Origin of the sequence: Alkalibaculum bacchi (assembly GCF_937875145.1) — a bacterium.
GTDB classification, from domain to species: domain Bacteria; phylum Bacillota; class Clostridia; order Eubacteriales; family Alkalibacteraceae; genus Alkalibaculum; species Alkalibaculum bacchi_A.
Genome location: NZ_CALNCS010000146.1, coordinates 1 through 2672 on the forward strand (window position 1 = coordinate 1; position 2672 = coordinate 2672).

A 2672-nucleotide genomic window follows, 5' to 3' on the forward strand; every position below is an offset into this window, starting at 1 on the left:
TTTTCAGCAGCCCCATTAACCATTGTTTCTCACTCCTTTCTTTGGATAGAAGCAGCGAATCGAATGATCCTTTTCAATGGCTGTTAACTTTGGTGCCTCTTTCTTACATTTTTCAGTTGCAAATTTACACCTTGGAGCAAATTTGCATCCAATCGGTAAATCTAAAGGGTGAGGTACTGCACCTGGTATTGCTTCCAATTTAGCATCTGTTGGCGTATCAAGCCTAGGAACTGAATACATCAACCCTTCTGTATATGGATGCGAAAACAAGCTTTCCTTTCCAAAGATAGTTTTAACAGGAGCCTTTTCTACTACCTCGCCGCAATACATAACTGCAACATCATCCGCCATCTGATTAATAACACCCAAATCATGAGTTATAAATAAAATTGATGTTCCAATATCATGTTTCAATTCATTCATCAATTTTAATATCTGAGCCTGAATAGTAACGTCCAATGCAGTTGTAGGTTCATCTGCAATCAACAGTTTTGGTCTACAAGCAAGTGCCATAGCTATCATGACACGCTGTCTCATCCCCCCAGATAACTGATGAGGATATTGTTTAGCTACAGATTCCGGGTTTGGAATTTTTACTAGTGATAGCATCTTTACTACTTCCTTAGCTGCTTGAGTCTTTGTCATCCTCTGATGAATAATAAATGGCTCCGAAACTTGTTTTTCTATAGTAAATACAGGATTCAATGAGGTCATAGGTTCCTGGAATATTACAGAGATATCATTACCTCGTATATGCATCATTTCTCTTATTGGAACATTTACAAGATCCTCTCCATCAAATATTATTTCTCCGCTATCTATATAACCATTTCCATCTAGTAATTTTATAATACTCATCGCTGAAACACTTTTACCACTACCACTTTCTCCAACGATTCCTAGGGTTTTACCTGATTCAACAGAATAGGATACACCATTTACAGCCTTTACAGTACCCCTCTTCGTTTTAAAGTAAGTGTGTAGATTTTTAACTTCTAATAATTCCATCTACTTTTCCCCCTAACGCTCCTGAGATTTTGGATCTATAGCATCCCGCAAGCCATCACCTACAAGGTTTATACAAATTACACAAACACCCAATATAATTGAAGCAAATACCCATCTCCACCAGTAATTTTGAATAACCTTACTGTCGTTTGCCCCATATAACATATTGCCCCACGTCGGCTGAGGAGCCTGAACACCAAACCCCAAATACGATAGGGTCGCTTCTGTTAACATACTAGTAGCAAAATCCAAAGTAGCAGATACAATTATTACAGATATAACATTCGGTAATATATGTCTGAACACTATACCTAATTTTTTTATGCCTAAGGATCTTGCTGCAATTACATATTCCTGCTCACGAATAGACAATATCTGTGCACGTACAAGCCTCGAAAGCCCAGGCCATGACAGCAGCCCCAATATTACCATAATGAGGAAAATCCTCTGGTTAGATGTCATAGCATTTCCAATCAAAGCTGATAAAATCATAGCAAATGGCAAGAACGGTAAGGAATTAATCATTTCGGTTATTCTTTGAAGAACCATGTCTATTTTACCACCAAAATATCCTGAAATACCACCTACAATAATGCCAATAATTGTAGATATAATAACTGCAACTGCACCTATTGATAGACATTCTACCACCGTTCAAAAGTCTTGTAAATATATCACGTCCTAATTCATCACTCCCAAACAGATATCCCTTTAGCCCCCATGTTAATATATCTCCACCCTCAGTAATAGCATAATTTTGATAGAAATCTGTATAGAATTCTTTAATGTTAGCATTTTTTACTTCAGCAGGGACATTTGATTGACCATAATAGTCAGCGCCCCATGATACTATTTTTCCATTTTCAGTTAGAGCAGTATAATGATATCTGCCACCTTGTATTGAAACTATTTTGCTCTCAGTTTCAGGTACTTTGTTTTCGCCTCTCGTAGATATATTGCCCCATACAAACACCTTCCCATCCTCGTTGACGGCAGCCACTGTGTTTGCTGTCGTTGCAATATCGACTATTCTTCCCATATTTCGGGGGATATTGGAATAGGAATTCTTCTGAAATCCTAGATAAACAGCTTCACCATCTTTAGTTAAACCTAAAGCAGCATCAGCAGTTGTAACAACCTTATCTAGCTTACCTTGATACGGATGAAATTCATTATAATCATTATTCATTGCATTTCCAAAGTAATGACTCCAACCATCTTCAGTAAGCACAATTGATGCTTGATATCCAGCTTCTATATCTTTAATATTTTTTGCATTCTGAACTGCATATGGTGGTGTTGCCTGTTGTTGGCGATTGTTCCCTGATGAAAATATCTTCCCTTCATCATTCAAGAACAAAACATGGTCGTAACCTGCTGCAACTTGCACAATCTTCCCCATATCTGATGGAACCATCTTAACGTCCCAAATATATAGCTGACCATCAGTAGTGGCTGCTACGGAAAATGTAGGACCTATTGCTATCTGCTGAACACGGCCTTTCAATGAAGGAGGTACCTTCATCAAATCAAATCCCGGTGCCACATTTTGCTGACTTGTCTCAGAAAATGATAAATCAATCGGCTTAATAATTGGTCCAACAAGCACTATTAAAAAGATAAGTAAAAATATGAACAAAGCTATCATTGATATCTTGTTGCTT

2 protein-coding genes and 1 pseudogene are annotated in these 2672 nt (G+C 37.6%); all 3 read right to left on the reverse strand.

Annotated elements, in window-relative coordinates; genetic code table 11:
• Window positions 1-15: 15 nt before the first annotated feature.
• On the reverse strand, window positions 16-1008 hold the full coding sequence (locus tag Q7P22_RS09095; RefSeq protein WP_303863426.1) for an ABC transporter ATP-binding protein: 993 nt from the start codon (window positions 1006-1008) through the stop codon (window positions 16-18).
• Between the two features lie 12 nt (window positions 1009-1020).
• Entirely contained in the window at window positions 1021-1659 is a 639-nt protein-coding gene (locus tag Q7P22_RS09100) for an ABC transporter permease (protein WP_303863429.1), read from the reverse strand.
• Window positions 1565-2672 (reverse strand): annotated as a pseudogene (locus tag Q7P22_RS09105) (peptide ABC transporter permease); the annotation flags it as partial. The pseudogene Q7P22_RS09105 and the gene Q7P22_RS09100, both read right to left, overlap by 95 nt.

Bases quoted from the DNA above. Each gene is read 5' to 3' on its own strand.
- Q7P22_RS09095 (WP_303863426.1), bottom strand. From the start codon at position 1,008: ATGGAATTATTAGAAGTTAAAAATCTACACACTTACTTTAAAACGAAG.